Raw genomic sequence first — 16,326 nt, forward strand, 5'->3', positions numbered from 1 at the left:
TAGCGAGCCGGACACGCACGGGAAGGGGAATCCGAGTCCTGATCCCCTTCCCGGAGCCCCCGGAGCCGGCGCTGGCGCTGGCGCCGTCAGGGCCCGACTCGCTCGAACACCAGGTCGGCGATCGGGCGGCCGTCGCGCAGGCCGCGGCGCTCGTAGCCGGTCAGGGGACGCCCGACTGCCTCGCGCGGGGCGTAGCCGTCGAAGCGGTTGCGCAGTCCCGGGTCGGCCTGGAGCACCTCGAGCATCTGCTCGGCGTACTCGGCCCAGTCGGTGGCGCAGTGCAGGACCCCGCCGGCCTCCAGCCGGTCGCGCAGCAGCGCGACGGTGTCGGGCTGGATGATCCGGCGCTTGTGGTGCTTGGCCTTGGGCCAGGGGTCGGGGAAGTAGACGTGCACCGCGGCCAGCGAGCCGGCGGCGATCGAGTCGCGCAGCAGGAACAGCACGTCGCCGCGGGCCACCCGGACGTTCGTCAGCCCGCGCACCTCGGCCAGCGCGATCAGGTTGCCCAGGCCCGGGGTGTGGACGTCGACGCCGAGGTAGTCCCGGCCGGGGTCGGCGGCGGCCATCTCGGCGGTCGCCTCGCCCATGCCGCAGCCGATCTCCAGCACCAGCGGGGCGCGCCGGCCGAACAGGGCTTCCCGGTCGAACGCAGCGTCGGGGGCGACGGCCGGGGTGTGGTACTCGTGGTGCGGATCCGGGATGGTGTGGCCATAGACCGGCCAGAGCCTGGTCAGCGCGTCGGCCTGGGTGGTGCTGGCCCGGCCGCGGCGCGGGTGGAAGGTGCGTATCAAGCCGTGCCGGGCGTGCCGCTCGGGGGCGGGCTCGGCAGGCCCGGTCTGCGTTATCGCCTGCGCGCCGGCCGTTATCGCGTCGGTCTCCACCGGGTCCTCGTGCACCTTGTCCACCCGCCCCAGCCTACCGGTGCGGCGGCCGCGACCTGCGCGGCCGCCCGCCGTGGTCAGCGCGGCGTGAGCACGAACAGCGGGATCTGCCGGTCGGTCTTGGTCTGGTAGGTGTCGTAGTCCGGCCAGGCCGCGGTGGCCCGGGCCCACCACTGGGCCTTCTCCTCGCCGGCGGCCTCGTGGGCGAGGTACTGCTTCTTCGTCGCGCCGTCCTGCAGCTCGACCTCCGGGTGGGCCACGATGTTGTGGTACCAGACCGGGTGCTGCGGCGCTCCGCCCATCGAGGCGACCACGGCGTAGGAGCCGTCGTGCTCGATCCGCATCAGCGGGGTCTTGCGGGTCTTGCCGGTCTTGGCCCCGGTCGTGGTCAGGATGATGATCGGCCTGCCGTTCAGCAGGTTGCCCTCGGCACCGTCCGTCGACTCGTACAGGTCGACGGTCTCGCGGACGTAGTCGCGGGGACTGGGGGCGTATTCGGAGTCTGTCGCCATGATCTCCAGTGAACTGCAAACCCGGTGACTTGTCGCGGCGGCATGCGGGAGGATCACGCCATGGCGACGAAGTACTTGTTCTTCTGGGGACACACACCGAAGAAGGCCGGGACCGTCGGCGCGGAGTGCCTGAGCCAGTGGTACCCGGCGCCGTTCGAGGTGGACGGCGTCCGGTTCACGACGGCCGAGCACTACATGATGTGGGGCAAAGCACAGCTGTTCGGGGACCCGGAGGCCGCGGCGCGGATCCTGGCCGCCGGACACCCCGAGCAGGCCAAGGACCTCGGACGGACGATCACCGGGTTCGACGAGGCGAAGTGGGTCGCCGAACGGCTGGCCATCGTGACCGCGGGCAGTGTGGAGAAGTTCCGGCAGAACCCGGACTTGCTGGCCTTCCTGCTCGCGACCGGCGAGCGGGTGCTGGTGGAGGCCAGCCCGCTGGACCGCGTCTGGGGGATCGGGCTGGCCGCCGACGACGAGCGGGCCCAGGCCCCCGCGAAGTGGCGGGGCCTGAACCTGCTCGGCGAGGCGCTGATGGCGGCTCGGGAGACGCTGCGGGGCGAGTAGGCAGCAGCAGGCCGCAGACCTGCCTAGGCGTCGCGCAACCGCAGCGTCAGGCCCCCGAGGCCGAGCGCCCCGAAGGCCCACAGCGCCAGCACCCCGAGCCCCTGCCACGGGGACAGCGGCTGGCCCGCCAGGCCGATCGTGGACTGCACGTCCAGGCCGGCCTGCATCGGGGCGAGCTGCATGGTGTGGCGGTGCCAGTCCGGGTTGGAGATGACCTGCGCCAGGATCGGGAACAGGTACAGCAGCCCCAGCACCGTCCCGACCGCCGCGGCCGAGTCCCGCAGCAGGGCCGTGACGCCGACCCCGAGCAGCGCGACCAGCACCAGGTAGAGCACCGAGCCGAAGGCCGCGCGCAGCGTCGCGGCCGAGGCCAGGTGCCCGTAGCCGTGCCCCGCCGTGAAGCCGTTGCCGGGCTCCAGGGCCAGCGCGACCAGCGCCGAGGCGGCCACCGCCAGGACCCCGGCGGCGGCGGTCACGGCCGCGACGACCGCGGCCTTGGCCGCCAGCACCGCCTCGCGGCGGGGCATCGCGGCGAAGGTGACGCGGATCATCCCGGTGCCGTACTCCTCCCCCACGGCGAGCACGGCCAGCACCGCGACCACCGCCTGCCCGGCCAGCACGCCGAGCAGGCCGACCTTCGCCGGGTCCTCGCCGCAGCCGGCCCCGTCGCAGGTCACGGTGGCCGCCGAGACCGCGCTGAGCCCCACGGTCAGCACCACGGCCGCGGCCAGCAGCCACGCGGTGCCGGCGAGCGTGCGCAGTTTGGTCCACTCGGCGTGCAGCGCGTCGGCGAACGCGCTCGCCTTCACCGCGCCGCTCACACATCCCTCCGGCACAGCTGCCGGTGCGCGAAGGCGTAGGCGACGGCCGCCCACAGACCCAACACGGCCAGCCCGAGCCACGGCGAGAGCGGGAAGTAGCCGTTCGTCGGTGTGTAGGACGCCTTGACCTGCGGCCACGCGGTGACCGTCTGCTGCACCGCGAAGGCGGCGGCCGGCGTCACCCGGGCCAGCCACTCGGCGGCCCCGGCCGGCAGGACCGAGGCGACGGCCAGGATGTACGGCAGCACCACCGCCACGATCACCGCCGCGACGGCCGCCGCCCCGCGCCGCACGATGGTGGCGATCGCCAGGGCGAACACCGCCGCCACGGCCAGCAGCAGCGCCGTGCCGACCACCATGCGGATCTCGGCCTGTGTCGAGGCGTAGTACACGTACATGCGCTTGCTGTGATCCACCGCGCGCACTGCCGGAACCGCGATCGCCGCGGCGACCAGGCCGACCACGAACGACACCCCGCCGAGCACCACCGCCTTGGCCGCCAGCAGCCGGCCGCGCCGCGGGCTGGCCGCCAGCGAGGTGCGGATCAGGCCCCGGCGGTACTCCGAGGTCATGCTCAGCGCGGCGACCACGATCACCGCGATCAGTCCGCCGAAGGTGCCGGCCAGCGAGCTCTCGGGGGTCTTGCCCGCGCCTTCGCCGGGCGCTGACGGGGCGATGTCACCCGTGCCGGTGACGGTGAAGCCGTCGGCGGCATCGGCACCGGCACCGGCATTAGACACGGCGCCGGCCACGGCCTCCGGGCCCTGCAGCGCGCCCGGCCCGCCGTCGGCTGCCGCCGCACTGCCGATCGCCGGGACCGTCCAGTCGCCGGTGCTGTCGCCGGTCACGGCGATCTGGTCGAAGGTACCGGTGGCCAGGGTCGGACCGGTGTTGGTCGAGCTGCCGCCGAAGGAGTTCTTCACGACCGCGAAGTCCGGCGAGGCGGTGAACACACCGACCTGGACGCTCTTCGGCAGGTTCGCCAAGTGCGCGGTGCCGATCTGCGTCCAGGTGGTGCCGTCGGTGGAGGAGAAGCCGGTGAGCGTGTCGCCGGCACGGGTCAGGCGCAGCCAGCGCGGCTCGGCGGCGGTGACGGAGACGGCGGGGCCGGCGGTGTCGTGGGTGTAGTCGTACTGCATCCGGATGCCGTGGCTGCCTGAGGCCAGGACGGCGGCGTAGGCGGAGCCGGCGGTGGTGCCGTCCTTGATCAGGATCCCGGCCTTCGACCAGGGCTGGAGCCCGTCGATCAGACCGGCGGTGGGGTTGCCGGGGTCGGCCGGTCCGCCGCCGTCGGGCGAATACTTGCCGTCGAACCCGGTGAGGCGCGCGGTGACGGTGCCGTCGCCGGTCAGGGTGCGGTGCACGAAGGTGGACTGGTCGTCGACCTCCTGGCCGGTGGCGTCCTGCGGCGGACCGCTGATGTGGCAGCTGTGGGTCGGGGCGTCGCCGACGTGGTCGCAGGCGATCTTGCTGCCCAGCGGGCCGAGCATGCCGAGCGCGACCGTCAGGATCGCGGCCAGGACCAGGCCGGCCACCCAGCCGCGGACCGTGCGCAGCTTGGTCCACTCGGCGTGGACGAGCTGACCGAAACCGTCGCGGCCGGCCATCACGCCACCTCCTCGGCGTTCGTGGCCTCGACCGTCGCGGTGGCATCGACCGTGGCGGTGGCATCGGCGGCGCGGAACTCGACCGAGTCGCGGGTGAGGTCCATGTACGCCTCCTCCAGGGTGGCACGGTGTGCGGAGACCTCGGCGAACGGAACGGCGCCCGCGTTCAGGACCCTGACGACCTCCTCGGCGCCCAGCCCGTCCACGGTCAGCTGGTCCGGCCCGGTGACCGCGACGGTACCGCCGGCGTTCGCCAGCGCCGTCGTGGCCTCGGCCCGCGCCCCGGTGCGCAGCACCACGCGGCCCCCGGAGGACCGCGCTATCAGCTCGGCCACGCCGGTGTCGGCGACGACCCTGCCGCGCCCGGCCACGACCAGGTGGTCCGCGCAGCCCTCCAGCTCGCTCATCAGATGGCTGGACACCAGGACCGCGCGTCCCTCGCCGGCCAGGGCCTTGAGATAGCCGCGGATCCAGACGATCCCCTCGGGGTCCAGGCCGTTGAAGGGCTCGTCGAGCATCACCACCGGCGGGTCGCCGAGCATCGCCGCGGCGATCCCGAGGCGCTGGCGCATCCCGAGGGAGTAGCCGCCGGCCTTGCGGCCGATCGCCGAGGCCAGGCCCGAGGCCTGGACCACCTCCTCGACGCGCTTGGCGCCCAGGCCCTGCGAGTGCGCGAGCCACAGCAGGTGGTTGCGGGCGCTGCGGCCGGGCTGCAGCGCGGCGGCGTCGAGCAGGGCGCCGATGTGGCCCAGCGGTCGGCGCAGCCGGGCATAGGGGACGCCGCCGATCAGCGCCCTGCCCTCGTCGGGCGTGTCGAGGCCGAGGATGACCCGCATGGTCGTGGACTTGCCGGCGCCGTTCGGACCGACGAAGCCGGTGACCTTCCCGGCGGCGACGTCGAAGGACATGCCGTCGAGGGCCGCGGTGGCGCCGAAGCGTTTGCGCAGGCCCTGGACCGCTATGGCCGGCGGTGAGGCGTCGGTCCTGGTTGTCATGGCTGTCATGTCCTGAAGGCTAGGAAGGGGATGGTGCTGGAATCGTCCCGCGCGAGAGCGGTCTGAGGCGTCCCCCACGCGGGGGACGATCGGCGCCGGAGACGTCCCCGGACAGGGGGAGGTGCACAGGCGGGGAAGTCGATCAGAATAGGCGGCGTGCTTCAGGAACGCGGCGGTGAGCGGCGGGCGGGGACGGCGGCGGCCGTGCTCGCCGGGGCCGCGCTGGCCGAGGCGTTGGCGCGCGGGGTGGCCGAGCATCGGAACGGGTCGTCCGGGGTGCTGCTGACGTCGGCGTTCCTGGCGCTGTGCGCGACGCTGCCGCTGGGGTTCCTCGGCGCCGTCGGGGCGGCCACGGCCGTGGTCGCAGCGTCCGTGCTGGCGATGACGATCACCGGGGTGCTGCCCGCCGGGTCGGCGGTGGCCGCGGTCGTGGCGATGTATCGGCTGGGATGGGCCGCCGGCTCCTTCGCCGAATCGCGGCTGAGGCGGTCGGCGGGAGCGTTCGCCGTCGCGCTGTCGGTGCCGTTTCCGGTGATCGCGCTGTGCGTGCCGCGCACTTCCGACGCCGGGGTGGTCGCGGTCCTGCTGGCCGCGCTGGCCCCGGCGGCCGCGTTCGCCGGGAACGCGGCGCACGCGCGCGCCGAGGCGCGCGTCCACCAGGCGGCGCGGGAGGCCGTGGCACGCTCCCTGGTCGAGCACACGGCGCGCGGCGAACGGGCCCGGATCGCGCGGGAGCTGCACGACGTGGTCGCGCACCACATCTCGATGATCGCGGTCCAGGCCGAGACGGCGCGGCTGGCCACGCCCGGGATGCCGGCCGCCGGCGCCGAGCGGCTGCTGGCGATCGGCGACACGGCGCGCGCCGGCCTGACGGAGATGCGGCGGCTGCTGGGCGTGCTGCGCGAGGACGCGGGCCCGGCGGACGAGCGGGAGAGCCGGCAGCCGCAGCCGGGGCTGGACCAGCTGCTGGCGCTGGTGGACGCGGCGCGGCTGACGTCCGGGGCGACGACGCGGCTGATCGTGTCCGGGGCGCCGGCCGCGCTGGATCCGGGGGTGGAGCTGGCGGCGTACCGGATCACGCAGGAGGCGCTGACGAACGCGCGGCGGCACGCGCCGGGCGCGCCGGTGGATGTGGAGCTGCGGTTCACGGACGAGACGTTGCGGTTGCGGATCAGGGACAGCGGGCCGGGGGCGGAGAGTCAGGATACTGATTCTGTGGCCTCGGCCGGCGGACACGGGGTGGCGGGCATGCGGGAGCGGGCGGCGGCGGTGGGCGGGCGGCTGGCGGCGGGGCCTTCGCCGACGGGCGGGTTCCTGGTCGAGGCGGAGTTGCCGGCCGGGGCCGGCGTGGACGGCGCGCTGTGATGCCGCCGCAGCCTCAGCCGCAGTCGGTACCGATCCGGATCGTGATCGCCGATGACCATCTGGTGGTGCGGACGGGGTTCGCGGCCCTGTTGGCGACACAGGCGGACTTCGAGGTCGTGGGCACCGCCTCCGATGGCGAGGAGACGGTCCGGCTGTGCCGGGAGGTGGAACCGGACGTGGTGCTGATGGACGTGCGGATGCCCGGGACGGACGGGATCGAGGCGACGCGGCGGGTGGTGGCCGAGGCCGGCGCGCGGGGTGCGGCCGGTCCCAGGATCCTGATCCTGACGACTTTCGATCTGGACAGCTATGTCTACGACGCGCTGTCCGCCGGGGCCAGCGGCTTCCTGTTGAAGGACGCGACGGCCGAGCGGCTGTTCGAGGCGGTGCGGGTGGTGGCCGCCGGGGAGGCTTTGCTGGCGCCGGGGGTGACGCGGCGGTTGATCAGTGAGTTCGCACGGTTGCGGCCCGGGGGTGGAGTCTCGGCCGCGGAATCAGCCATCGGCACGCCCGCTGGCGCGGCGCCTCGCACATCCGCCGAAGCGGATCCGAATACGGCTCCGGCTCCGCCTCCGGCTCCGGATCCCCGGAGCAGAGGCCGGGCGCCGGCCGCCGTCCCGGGCCGGGGCCCGGCCGCCCTCACCCCGCGCGAGACCGAGGTCCTGCTCCTGCTGGCCCGGGGCCTGTCGAACCCGGAGATCGCCGCGGAACTGGTCGTCACCGACGAGACCGTGAAGACCCACGTCAGCAGGATCCTGACCAAGCTGGGCCTGCGCGACCGGACCCAGGCCGTGGTCGCGGCGTACGAGTCCGGGCTGGTGGTGCCCGGCGGCGAGCATCAGGAGCGTCCGCCGAACCGCCACTGATGCACCTCGACCTCGGCGTACCCGCTGCGGGGCAGGGTGGCGCGCGCCGCGTCGGCGCTGGAGGCGCGCAGCAGGGCGACGGTCCCGAGCCACCGCCGGCCGTCGTCGGACAGCAGCGGCCCGAACGCGATGACCCCTTCGGCGTCGGGCACCGCGGGCACCTCGCCGACCGGCCGGGGCTTACCGAGGCCGAGCACGAGGTACCCGTCGGCCTCGGGCGCGCCACCGGGGTACTCCCACATGGTGCGCCCGACGTCGTCGCGCCACCGCCGCAGCATCACGTCCCGGTAGACACCGGCCTGGTACCCGGGCTCCTCGAACGCGAAGGCACGCGCGGCCGCCGCGTCGGGCAGCGTGAGGATGTGCACGCTGCCCGTCGGCACCTCCTCGTCGCCGAACACCGTCGGCCCCCGCGCGATCATCTGCTGCGCGAACCGGTCCATGTAGGACCAGTGGTCCTCCAGGAGCTCCATGCGCAGTGCGAGGGAGTCGGCGCGGTCGCGGTGGTAGCAGAAGAATTCCATAGGGGCCAGTCTCCCGCAGCCGACCCGCTCCCGGCCTGACCGACCTTGATCGAGTTCAGACAAGGCCGGAAGGCATCAGCGGTCAGCGGACCAGGACCGAGGCGTCCGGCCAAGCGATGCGCAGTTTGGCCGGCGCGGCTGCTCGACGCACGTCAGTAGTTCATGGGCGTGCCGAACGTCCAGGCGACGTCGCCGGAGAACACCCAGCCGCGCCCGCTTCCGTCGGTGCTGAGAGTGGTGTCGGCGTAGTGCCAGATCTCGCCCCCCATGTGTGACCCACCTCACCTCCCCCCACTGCATAGCCCGAGCGGGCCTGGTGTCTTCTTACAGGTACGGGGAGAACGCACAAGCCAGGGGACGGTGTGGATGAGACGGTCGCAGACCGAGGAGTTCGAGCGGTTCGTCGCGGCCCGATGGTCGGCGCTGAACCAGCTCGGCTCCCTGCTGACCGGAGGCGACCGGCAGCGGGCCGAGGACCTCGTCCAGGAATCGCTGGTCAAGCTGTGGTCGGCCTGGCCCCGGGTCGCCGACGAAGCGCCCGAGGCCTATGCGCGCACCGTATTGGCGCGGCTGGCGGCACGCTCGGCGCGGCGCCGGTGGTGGGGCGAGCGCCCCTCCGAGCAGGTGCCGGACGTCGTGCAGGCGGGTGACCTGGCCGCGGCCGTGGCCGAGCGCACGAGGTTGGAGGCGGCGCTGGCGCAGTTGCCGCCCCGGCAGCGCACGGCCGTGATCCTGCGCTACTACCTGGACATGTCCGAGAACCAGGTGGCCGAGGTACTCGGCTACCCGATCGGCACGGTGCGGTCGCACACCGCACGCGGGGTGGCACGGCTGCGCGAGATCTTCGCACAAAGCACCGAGACGGCAGGGTAGAGGAGGCGTGATGGACGACTTCGAGCAGGACCTGATCCAGATGCTGCGTCAGCCTCTGGATCCCCAGCCCTTCGAACCGCGTCACCGCGAGCGGCTGTGGGCTGCGGTGCGGGCCCGGCGGCGGGCCCGCGTGCGGCGGATCGTCGCCGGTTCGGTCGTCGCCGCCGCGGCCTGCGCCGTCGGGCTGGTGCTGCTGCCCCGCGCCGTCGACGCAGGTCCCAGACCGACGATTCCGCCGGCGACCTCGGTGCCGACGCCGCCACTGCCCAGCTCCCTGCCGCAGACTCCCCCGGCCAGCGGCGGGCCCACAGCGTCTGCGACGACGGTGTCCCAGACTCCGACCAGTCCTCCGCACTCCTCATCAGGGGCAATCGGCATGACGTCTTCGAGCACGTCTTCGACCACGTCCTCAGTCCCGACGAGTCCCACCACGACGACAGCTACCCGCTAACCAGACCCACCAGACACCCGTCACCTGCCGACGCCGAGGCGTAGCGAGTCCCGCTCACGCCGCGGCGAGCCTCGGCACGCTCCGGCCTGCCCGAAAACAGCCCGGATGAGGCTGATGGCACCGGTTCGGCGGGAACCGAACCAGGGAAGCCCGAATGGCATTCGCTAATTCCGCAGAGGCACAGGTACCGGCACCGACACCGACACAGTCGCGTCTGTCGCGCTCGCATCAGCGGGACCAGCGGGACCGGCGGGACCGGCGGGACCAGCCGCCAAAGAAGGAATACGCCGACGCAGCCCTCCGCCAAGCCGCGCCAACAGTGCTGGCCGTCTACGGCGCGCTCAAGCTCACCGGCTTCCTCGTGCTCATGTGGCTCCTGGACACCACCGGCGACTACCGCTCCAAGGCGCCGCGCTACGGTGGCGGCACCCACGCCTGGGACGTCGTTTCTTCCTGGGACGGCTGGTGGTACCGACAGATCGCAGAACACGGCTACCACCCGCGGTTGGTCCCGGTACCGGGCGGCAGCGGCCACTGGTCGGTGGAGCAGAACTCGGCGGCGTTCTTCCCTCTGTACCCGGCCCTGATCCGCGCCGTCTCGGCGATGACCGGCCTGGGCTCCTACGGCGCCGGCCTGACGGTGTCCATAGCCGCCTCGTTCGCGGCGGCCTTGGGGATCTACCGGGTCGCCGCCGGTCTGGCGGGCCACCGTGTCGGCCTGCTGGCCGCCGGCTTGTGGGCGGTCTGGCCGGGCTCGGGCGTGGAGTGGGCCGTCTATTCGGACTCCCTGTTCATCGCCCTCGCCGCCTGGACCTGCCACGCCGTCCTGGCCCGGCGCTGGCTGACCGCCGGCGCCCTGTGCCTGGTGGCCGGACTGAGCAGGCCCACCGCCGTCACGCTCATCGCCGCGGTCGCCGGGGCAGCCGTCCCGGCGGCCCTGCGTCGCGGGGACGACCGCCGGCGACCGCTCGCCGCCGCCGCGCTGGCGCCGCTGGGGCTGGTGGGGTATCTCGGCTGGGTCGGCGAACAGGCCGGCAACGTCAAGGCCTACACGATCCTGGAGTCAGACGCCTGGGACCACTACTTCGACTTCGGCCGGTCCACGGCACACGCGGTGGTCGCGATCCTCACCGGTCGCAGCGACTACGAATTCGCCGCGCCGTCTGCGGACCTGGTCGGCGTGGGCGTGCTGGTGCTGACCGGGGCGCTGCTCGTCGCGCTGGTCCAACTGCGGCCGCCGACCGTGCTCGCGGTCTACACGCTCTGCACTGTCGTGCTGGCAGTCGGGACCCACGAGATCTTCGGCATGGTCTCCCGGTACTTACTGCCAACGTTTCCACTGCTGATCCCGGCGGCAATGGCGCTGGACCGGCTCAAGACACCGGGGCGGGTGGCAGTGCTGGTTCTGAGCGCAGTGGTCTCAGGATCCTTCGCCGGGTACATGCTGTTCGAGCTCGGTATCCCGTAGCCGCCGAAGAAGTCAGACAGGTTGGCCCATGGGCCGGATGGTCAGGGTATTGAGATCCACACCCGCCGGCTGGTCCAGGGCGAAGCAGACGGCCTCGGCGATGTGCTGGGGAGGCAGGGCGAACGGGGGAACGCCGGCGCCTTGCCAGAAGGGCGTGTCGATCATGCCGGGGTTCACCAGGGTCACACCGATGCCGCGGGTCGTGGCGTGCAGGCGCAGGTTCTCGGCGAGTCCGGTGGTGGCCCACTTGGTGGCCGAGTAGAGATTGCCGGGAGAGTTCTTCAGCCCGGCGACGCTTCCGATGAGTACCAGCCGTCCGCCGGTGGCCTCCAGGTGGGGCAGGGTGGCGTGGGCGAGCAGGGCGGGACCGAGGACGTTGGTGAGGACCATCGGCGACCACCGTGTCGGGTCGCCGGCCCCGATGGAGTCCCCGGACATGAATCCGGCGTTGGCCACCGCCGCGTCGAGGGCGCCGAAACGCTCGACGGTGCGGTCCACGGCCGACTCGGTGGCCTGCCAGTCCGCCGCGTCCGCGACGAGACCCAGCAGCCGGTCGGTACGGCCGGCCTCGTCGAGGAAGGACTTCAGTCTGCTCTCGTCGCGGCCGGTGACCGCCACCCGGTGGCCGCGGTCGAGGAGCAGCCGCGCGGTGTGGGCGCCGATACCGCTGGTCGCGCCGGTGATCAGTACGGTCTTGCTGGACATGGCTGTGCTCCTGAGGTGTGGATCGGGGGACGGCGGCCCGCGATGAAGTAATGCGGTTCAAGTCCGCCGACCCCAGGAAACCGGCGCCGTCAGAAGCGGACAAGGCCGCGTTTATGGGGGGTATAAACACAACCTCTTTATCGGCCCGGACCATGGGTACCCTGGACGGAATGGAACCTCCGTCCGAAAACCACACCGGTGATCCCACCGCCAACCGCTCGGACATCCGCGACTTCCTCATCAGCCGACGCGCCAAGCTCGCCCCGGAGCGGGTCGGAATGCCCACCGGCCGACGCCGCCGGGTCCCGGGACTGCGGCGCGAGGAGGTCGCGGCCCTCGCCGGTGTGAGCACCGAGTGGTACACGCGGCTGGAGAAGGGCCACATCGGCGGCGTCTCCGAGGACGTGCTGGAAGCGGTCGCGCTGGCATTGCGCCTCGATGAGGACGAGCGCGCCTACCTGCTCGATCTGGCCAGAGCGGCCCGCCCCGCCCAGCGCAGGCCGCAGCGCCGCAAGGACGTCAAGATCCCGGCCAGCGTCCAATGGATGGTGGACTCCATGACCATGGCCCCCGCCTTCGTCCGCGGCGGCCATTTGGACATCGTCGCGAGCAACGCACTGTGCAGGGCCCTGTACTCACCGATGTTCGACAGCGACACCACCAGCGACCGGGGCTGCGCCAACTTCCCCCGCTATCTCTTCCTCGACCCCGGCTCCCGCGACTTCTTCGTCGACTGGGAGGACGGCGCGCGGGCCACGGTCGCCGTGCTCCGCGCCGAAGCCGGACGCGACCCTCACGACCGGGCCCTACGCGAGCTCGTCGGCGAGCTGTCCACGCTCAGCCCCGACTTCCGCACCATGTGGGCCAGTCACGACGTCCGGATCCATCACGACGGCGTCAAGCAGCTGAACCATCCGGAAGTCGGTCGAGTGGAGATGACCTTCCGCTCCCTGAACCTGCCGCTGCCCCTACCCCTGCCCCTGCCCCAACGGGCCGTATACGACCTGATCATCTACACGGCCGAGCCGGGCACCCCCTCGGAGGACCGCCTCAAACTCCTCGCCAGCTGGACGGCACCGCGGATGTCGCCGACGGAGCGTAGTCCAAACCAGGAAACGTAAGCATTGCGGTCCTGCAGGGCACGCACGGCCGGGGTGATGATCAGCCCTTTGCTGTAGCCGATGTCTCCGAGGCAGCGGAAGAGGCCGCGAAGCTCGGCGTGACCGAGTGACCGAGTACGGACCGGCGTACTTCGCGTTCCGGTCAGCCCCGATGGGCGGCCGATCCGCTCGTCGCGCTGTGGCAGCAGATCACGGTGCTGCGCGAGTGGCGCGGCGACGCGCACTTCACCGTGCTCGCCGCCAACGCGCGCAGTCCGCGGCTCGGCCCCGAGACTCGGGGCGAGACTCGGGGCGAGTCACGGGGCCGGCATCGGAGCTGTCGACTGCACGGTCACCGGCGATAGCTGCCTTCGCGGAACTCGGCGGCCAGGGTCGGGTGCGTCGGGCGCCAGCCCAGTTCCTTGCGGGCGCGGTCGGCGGTGGTGGCCTGGTCGAGGAGGAGGACCTCGGCGAAGTAGTCGCCGAAGCGGGTGCGGGCCTCCTGCTCGGAGCCGGGCACCGCGCCGGGGGCGCCGAGCGCCACGGCCGCGGCCTCCGTCAGCTCGGCGACCGTCGGGCGGTCGCCGTTGCCCAGGACGTAGTAGCCGGTCGCGGTGTCGTCCTCCAGCACCCTGCGGAAGAAGTCGGCGAGGTCTGCGACGTGCACCGTCGACCACCGCTGGCGTCCGTCGCCGACCATGACCAGGTTCCCGTCGCCGTCGCGCGGCGAGCCGAGCAGGACGCCGGGCATGCCGCCCGCGCCGTCGCCGTAGGCGACGCTGGAGACCACGATGATCGGACGGAATCCGTCGGCAGCGAGGACGCGGCGCTCGATCGGCTCCTTCCAGGCCACCAGGGCGGGCGCTTCGAACACCGATTCCTCGGTGATCTCGGTGTTGTCCCCGTAGATCCACAGGCCGCTGATCTGGGCGTAGGGCTTGCCGGTGCCGGTGTAGGCGTCGATGACGGCGTCGACGACCGCCGAGTCCAGCTCCGCGCTGGTGGCGTCGCCCGGGCTGGCGGTGTGCACGGCGCCGTCCGTGTCGGCGAGCACCTGCGCGAGCGCCGCGCGGTCGTGCAGGTCGACGACGACCGGCTGCGCGCCGCGGGCGGCGACGGTCTCGGCCTGTCCGGCGTCGCGGACGAGCGCCACCACGTCGTGGCCGTGGTCACGCAGCTCGGTGAGTACGTGGGAGCCGATGTAGCCGGTGGCCCCGGTGAGTGCGATCTTCATCGTCCTCCGCCTTTCCGGGTAGCAATGAAATCGAACGATTGATTGATATCATTCGCCACCTCGGGCCCACTGTCAAGCGATCGTTTGAATTGTTGCCCGCGGCGGGGACGGATCCCCAGCTCAGTGCATGGAAGGCGTCCCGCCGAAGGCTCCGGCCAGCACCGTGACGAGCTGGCGCTCGACCTGCTCGGCGGGCATCGCCGCGAGTTCCTGGCCGATGGGTGCCAGCGCCAGCCAGTTCAGCATGCCGGCCGCGCAGCGCGTGCGAAAAGCCAACTCCTGCTCCCCCACGCCGTCCAGGTGCGCGGCGAGGAGCCGTACAGCGTCGCGGCGGGTGTGCTCGAACTTGCCGGCCAGCCGGTCCCAGCCCTCGGGCGGATCGATCCCGACCCGCGCGACCGTCCGCATCACCGCCAGGTCCCGGCCGCCGGCGGCCAGCGCGCGCATCATCGGACGAGCGAACGCCGCGGCCAGGTCTTCCAGCCCGGAGCCCTCGTGCACGGACTCCAACGCGTCGATCTGCGCATCCAGGTACCGCTCCAGCGCATGCTCGATCGCGGCGTCGCACAAGGCCTTCAGCGACCCGAAGTGATAGCTCACCGCGGACACGTTCGCCCCGGCTTTCTCGGTGATCTCGCGCAGGGTCACGCCTTCCTGGCCCCGCACTGCCAAGAGCTCCAAGGCCGCGGCGAGAAGAGCCTCCCGCGTACGCTGCCCCGCCTCACGGCGCTGATCCGACCGTTCCGTCACCATGGCCAAAACTCAAACAGCCGCTTGACTTCCGTGTCAAGCGGCGCGCATGATGTCAATCAAGCATTCGATTACTTTCTGGGGAGCGCAGAATCATGACCACCAACGCGGAAGAACTGGTCCGGGCGGCCTACCACGCGGCCGAGGGCGACGTCCTGGACGCGCAGGGATTCATCGACCTGTTCGCCGAGGACGGCGTGTTCAACGACATCGTCAACGGCGTCAGCTACCGCGGCGAGCGCCTCGGCGACACGGTCCACTACATGGCGCACCTGTACCCCGACGTCCACCGGGAGCTGCACCGCGTTCACGTCATCGGCAACGTCGTCGCCATCGAGCTGTCCATCCGCGGCACCTTCCGGGGCACGTTCGAGACGCCCGCCGGTCTCGTCCAGCCGACCGGCGGCAAGGTGGACATCCCGACCGCCGACTTCTGGTACGTCGAGGACGGCAAGATCAAGGAGTTCAACTGCTACATCGGCGCGAGCGTCATGCTCGCCCAGATGGGAGTGAAGCCCGACTTCGCCTCCGCGGTGGCCGCCTCGGCCACCCCCGCGAACTGATCGCCGGCGCACTGTGAACGCCGGCGCGACGCCGCTCGTCGATGTACGGCGGTCTGGGGACCGGTCGCAGACCAAGCTGTCGTGGCTGCACGGCAGGCACTCCTTCTGGGTTCCCGGCCAACCCGACGACCCGACCAACACCCACCACGGGCTGCTTCTGGTCCACAACGAAGACACCATCCGGCCGGGTACCGGCTTCGAGACCCACCCGCACCGCGACATGGAGATCGTCACCTGGGTGCTGGAGGGAGCCCTCGTCCATCAGGACTCGACCGGCAACACCGGCGTCATCTACCCGGGGCTGGCCCAACGGATGAGCGCCGGCACCGGCATCATGCACTCGGAGAAGAACGACTCCTGGCGCCTAGGCGGTGAGCCGCACACCGATCCGGTGCACCTGATCCAGATGTGGGTCGTGCCCGACGAGGCCGGCATCACGCCCGGCTACGAGCAACTCGAGATCGACCACGAACTGCTGTCCGGCGGGCTGGTCACCGTCGCGTCCGGCATGGCCGAGCACGACGGCGCCAGCGCGATCCGCATCAAGAACCGCCACGCGGCCCTGCACGCCGCGCGCCTGACCGCGCAGCGCTCCGTGCAACTGCCCGAGGCGCCTTTCCTCCACCTGTTCGTCACACGCGGATCGATCAGCTTGGAAGGGACCGGAGAACTCAGCGCCGGCGACGCGGTGCGCCTGACCGCGACCGGGGGCCAACGCGTCACCGCGGCCGGGCCCGCCGAAGTCCTGGTGTGGGAGATGCACGCCGATCTGGCCATGTAGCCGATGTTGCGCCCCCTGCCTGTAGCGTTGAACGTCGCGGGCAGGGAGAACGAAGCCGTTCCGGCACAGACCCAGGGCCCTGCGAGGCAGCTCCTCGACCGCAAGTCCGTTGCCGAGACGGCTACCCGGGTCTCAGGCCTGGCTCGAGTGACTGGAAACTTCACCGACTACGCCGGGGACCGCATCGTGACGGCCACACCGCTGTATGTGCAGTACGCCGCGAACCAACCAGGCCACATCAGGAAGCACTCTGCACGAAAATG

The 16,326-nt window shown here is 72.0% G+C and carries 18 protein-coding genes; 8 read left to right on the top strand and 10 right to left on the bottom strand.

Translation table 11 applies throughout. From position 1 onward, the window contains the following. Nucleotides 1–86: 86 nt before the first annotated feature. Both trmB and ABH926_RS04425 read right to left on the bottom strand, forming a co-directional pair. Entirely contained in the window at nt 87–905 is an 819-nt protein-coding gene (gene trmB / locus ABH926_RS04420) for a tRNA (guanosine(46)-N7)-methyltransferase TrmB (RefSeq protein ID WP_370364023.1), read from the bottom strand. Between the two features lie 53 nt (nt 906–958). After that, entirely contained in the window at nt 959–1,393 is a 435-nt protein-coding gene (locus tag ABH926_RS04425; protein WP_370364024.1) for a nitroreductase family deazaflavin-dependent oxidoreductase, read from the bottom strand. A 60-nt stretch (nt 1,394–1,453) separates the two neighbouring features. Between ABH926_RS04425 and ABH926_RS04430 the strand changes: the two genes are divergently transcribed. Continuing rightward, nucleotides 1,454–1,960, top strand: a complete 507-nt coding sequence (locus ABH926_RS04430) for an NADAR family protein (protein ID WP_370364026.1) — start codon at nt 1,454–1,456, stop codon at nt 1,958–1,960. A gap of 23 nt (nt 1,961–1,983) precedes the next feature. On the opposite strand, the gene ABH926_RS04435 is transcribed toward ABH926_RS04430, so the two are convergent. Genes ABH926_RS04435 through ABH926_RS04445 form a run of 3 tightly spaced genes read right to left on the bottom strand, consistent with a single transcriptional unit; the run spans nt 1,984 to nt 5,383 of the window. Next, nucleotides 1,984–2,781: an ABC transporter permease gene (locus ABH926_RS04435; RefSeq protein ID WP_370364028.1), complete on the bottom strand. Its 798-nt coding sequence runs from the start codon at nt 2,779–2,781 to the stop codon at nt 1,984–1,986. Next, nucleotides 2,778–4,388 (bottom strand): DUF1349 domain-containing protein, encoded by a 1,611-nt coding sequence (locus tag ABH926_RS04440; protein ID WP_370364029.1) that lies wholly within the window; start codon nt 4,386–4,388, stop codon nt 2,778–2,780. The genes ABH926_RS04435 and ABH926_RS04440 overlap by 4 nt, the downstream gene beginning before the upstream one ends. Continuing rightward, nucleotides 4,388–5,383 (bottom strand): ABC transporter ATP-binding protein, encoded by a 996-nt coding sequence (locus ABH926_RS04445; protein WP_370364558.1) that lies wholly within the window; start codon nt 5,381–5,383, stop codon nt 4,388–4,390. Before ABH926_RS04445 ends, ABH926_RS04440 begins: the two co-directional genes overlap by 1 nt. A 156-nt stretch (nt 5,384–5,539) precedes the next feature. On the opposite strand from ABH926_RS04445, the gene ABH926_RS04450 reads away from it, so the two are divergent. Together ABH926_RS04450 and ABH926_RS04455 are read left to right on the top strand one after the other, a co-directional pair. Beyond that, nucleotides 5,540–6,748, top strand: a complete 1,209-nt coding sequence (locus ABH926_RS04450) for a sensor histidine kinase (protein WP_370364030.1) — start codon at nt 5,540–5,542, stop codon at nt 6,746–6,748. After that, entirely contained in the window at nt 6,748–7,614 is an 867-nt protein-coding gene (locus ABH926_RS04455) for a response regulator (RefSeq protein WP_370364031.1), read from the top strand. The genes ABH926_RS04450 and ABH926_RS04455 overlap by 1 nt, the downstream gene beginning before the upstream one ends. Here the strand turns inward: ABH926_RS04455 and ABH926_RS04460 are convergent. Continuing rightward, a complete protein-coding gene (locus ABH926_RS04460) occupies nt 7,587–8,138 on the bottom strand; it encodes a YciI family protein (protein ID WP_370364032.1) in 552 nt (183 codons plus the stop codon). The genes ABH926_RS04455 and ABH926_RS04460 overlap by 28 nt on opposite strands. Before the next feature lie 366 nt (nt 8,139–8,504). On the opposite strand from ABH926_RS04460, the gene ABH926_RS04465 reads away from it, so the two are divergent. Then, nucleotides 8,505–9,011 (top strand): SigE family RNA polymerase sigma factor, encoded by a 507-nt coding sequence (locus ABH926_RS04465; RefSeq protein ID WP_370364034.1) that lies wholly within the window; start codon nt 8,505–8,507, stop codon nt 9,009–9,011. Between the two features lie 81 nt (nt 9,012–9,092). Here the strand turns inward: ABH926_RS04465 and ABH926_RS04470 are convergent, their stop codons facing one another. Beyond that, nucleotides 9,093–9,443, bottom strand: a complete 351-nt coding sequence (locus ABH926_RS04470) for a hypothetical protein (RefSeq protein WP_370364035.1) — start codon at nt 9,441–9,443, stop codon at nt 9,093–9,095. A 173-nt stretch (nt 9,444–9,616) separates the two neighbouring features. On the opposite strand from ABH926_RS04470, the gene ABH926_RS04475 reads away from it, so the two are divergent. After that, a complete protein-coding gene (locus ABH926_RS04475; RefSeq protein WP_370364036.1) occupies nt 9,617–10,930 on the top strand; it encodes a hypothetical protein in 1,314 nt (437 codons plus the stop codon). 12 nt (nt 10,931–10,942) lie between these two features. Here ABH926_RS04475 and ABH926_RS04480 read toward each other — a convergent pair whose 3' ends face one another. Next, nucleotides 10,943–11,635, bottom strand: coding sequence for an SDR family oxidoreductase (locus ABH926_RS04480; RefSeq protein ID WP_370364037.1), 693 nt, complete (start codon nt 11,633–11,635; stop codon nt 10,943–10,945). Between the two features lie 170 nt (nt 11,636–11,805). On the opposite strand from ABH926_RS04480, the gene ABH926_RS04485 reads away from it, so the two are divergent. Continuing rightward, entirely contained in the window at nt 11,806–12,756 is a 951-nt protein-coding gene (locus tag ABH926_RS04485) for a helix-turn-helix transcriptional regulator (RefSeq protein ID WP_370364039.1), read from the top strand. A 331-nt stretch (nt 12,757–13,087) separates the two neighbouring features. On the opposite strand, the gene ABH926_RS04490 is transcribed toward ABH926_RS04485, so the two are convergent. Together ABH926_RS04490 and ABH926_RS04495 are read right to left on the bottom strand one after the other, a co-directional pair. Next, nucleotides 13,088–13,969: an NAD-dependent epimerase/dehydratase family protein gene (locus tag ABH926_RS04490; RefSeq protein WP_370364041.1), complete on the bottom strand. Its 882-nt coding sequence runs from the start codon at nt 13,967–13,969 to the stop codon at nt 13,088–13,090. Nucleotides 13,970–14,089: 120 nt separating this feature from the next. Further along, entirely contained in the window at nt 14,090–14,722 is a 633-nt protein-coding gene (locus ABH926_RS04495) for a TetR/AcrR family transcriptional regulator (RefSeq protein ID WP_370364042.1), read from the bottom strand. A gap of 92 nt (nt 14,723–14,814) precedes the next feature. Between ABH926_RS04495 and ABH926_RS04500 the strand changes: the two genes are divergently transcribed. After that, complete coding sequence (locus tag ABH926_RS04500; RefSeq protein ID WP_370364044.1) at nt 14,815–15,282, top strand: nuclear transport factor 2 family protein; 468 nt, start codon at nt 14,815–14,817, stop codon at nt 15,280–15,282. 13 nt (nt 15,283–15,295) lie between these two features. Continuing rightward, entirely contained in the window at nt 15,296–16,063 is a 768-nt protein-coding gene (locus ABH926_RS04505) for a pirin family protein (RefSeq protein ID WP_370364045.1), read from the top strand. The last annotated feature ends 263 nt before the right edge of the window (nt 16,064–16,326 follow it).

This window comes from Catenulispora sp. GP43, assembly GCF_041260665.1.
Taxonomy (GTDB): Bacteria; Actinomycetota; Actinomycetes; order Streptomycetales; family Catenulisporaceae; genus Catenulispora.

Excerpts from the sequence above, each read along its gene's own strand:
- ABH926_RS04465 (WP_370364034.1), top strand. The coding sequence starts at position 8,505 with ATGAGACGGTCGCAGACCGAGGAGTTCGAGCGGTTCGTCGCGGCCCGA.
- ABH926_RS04460 (WP_370364032.1), bottom strand. The coding sequence starts at position 8,138 with ATGGAATTCTTCTGCTACCACCGCGACCGCGCCGACTCCCTCGCACTG.
- ABH926_RS04485 (WP_370364039.1), top strand. The coding sequence starts at position 11,806 with ATGGAACCTCCGTCCGAAAACCACACCGGTGATCCCACCGCCAACCGC.
- ABH926_RS04495 (WP_370364042.1), bottom strand. The coding sequence starts at position 14,722 with ATGGTGACGGAACGGTCGGATCAGCGCCGTGAGGCGGGGCAGCGTACG.
- ABH926_RS04425 (WP_370364024.1), bottom strand. The coding sequence starts at position 1,393 with ATGGCGACAGACTCCGAATACGCCCCCAGTCCCCGCGACTACGTCCGC.
- ABH926_RS04475 (WP_370364036.1), top strand. The coding sequence starts at position 9,617 with ATGGCATTCGCTAATTCCGCAGAGGCACAGGTACCGGCACCGACACCG.
- ABH926_RS04445 (WP_370364558.1), bottom strand. The coding sequence starts at position 5,383 with ATGACAACCAGGACCGACGCCTCACCGCCGGCCATAGCGGTCCAGGGC.
- ABH926_RS04455 (WP_370364031.1), top strand. The coding sequence starts at position 6,748 with ATGCCGCCGCAGCCTCAGCCGCAGTCGGTACCGATCCGGATCGTGATC.
- ABH926_RS04490 (WP_370364041.1), bottom strand. The coding sequence starts at position 13,969 with ATGAAGATCGCACTCACCGGGGCCACCGGCTACATCGGCTCCCACGTA.
- ABH926_RS04430 (WP_370364026.1), top strand. The coding sequence starts at position 1,454 with ATGGCGACGAAGTACTTGTTCTTCTGGGGACACACACCGAAGAAGGCC.
- ABH926_RS04440 (WP_370364029.1), bottom strand. The coding sequence starts at position 4,388 with ATGGCCGGCCGCGACGGTTTCGGTCAGCTCGTCCACGCCGAGTGGACC.
- ABH926_RS04500 (WP_370364044.1), top strand. The coding sequence starts at position 14,815 with ATGACCACCAACGCGGAAGAACTGGTCCGGGCGGCCTACCACGCGGCC.
- ABH926_RS04480 (WP_370364037.1), bottom strand. The coding sequence starts at position 11,635 with ATGTCCAGCAAGACCGTACTGATCACCGGCGCGACCAGCGGTATCGGC.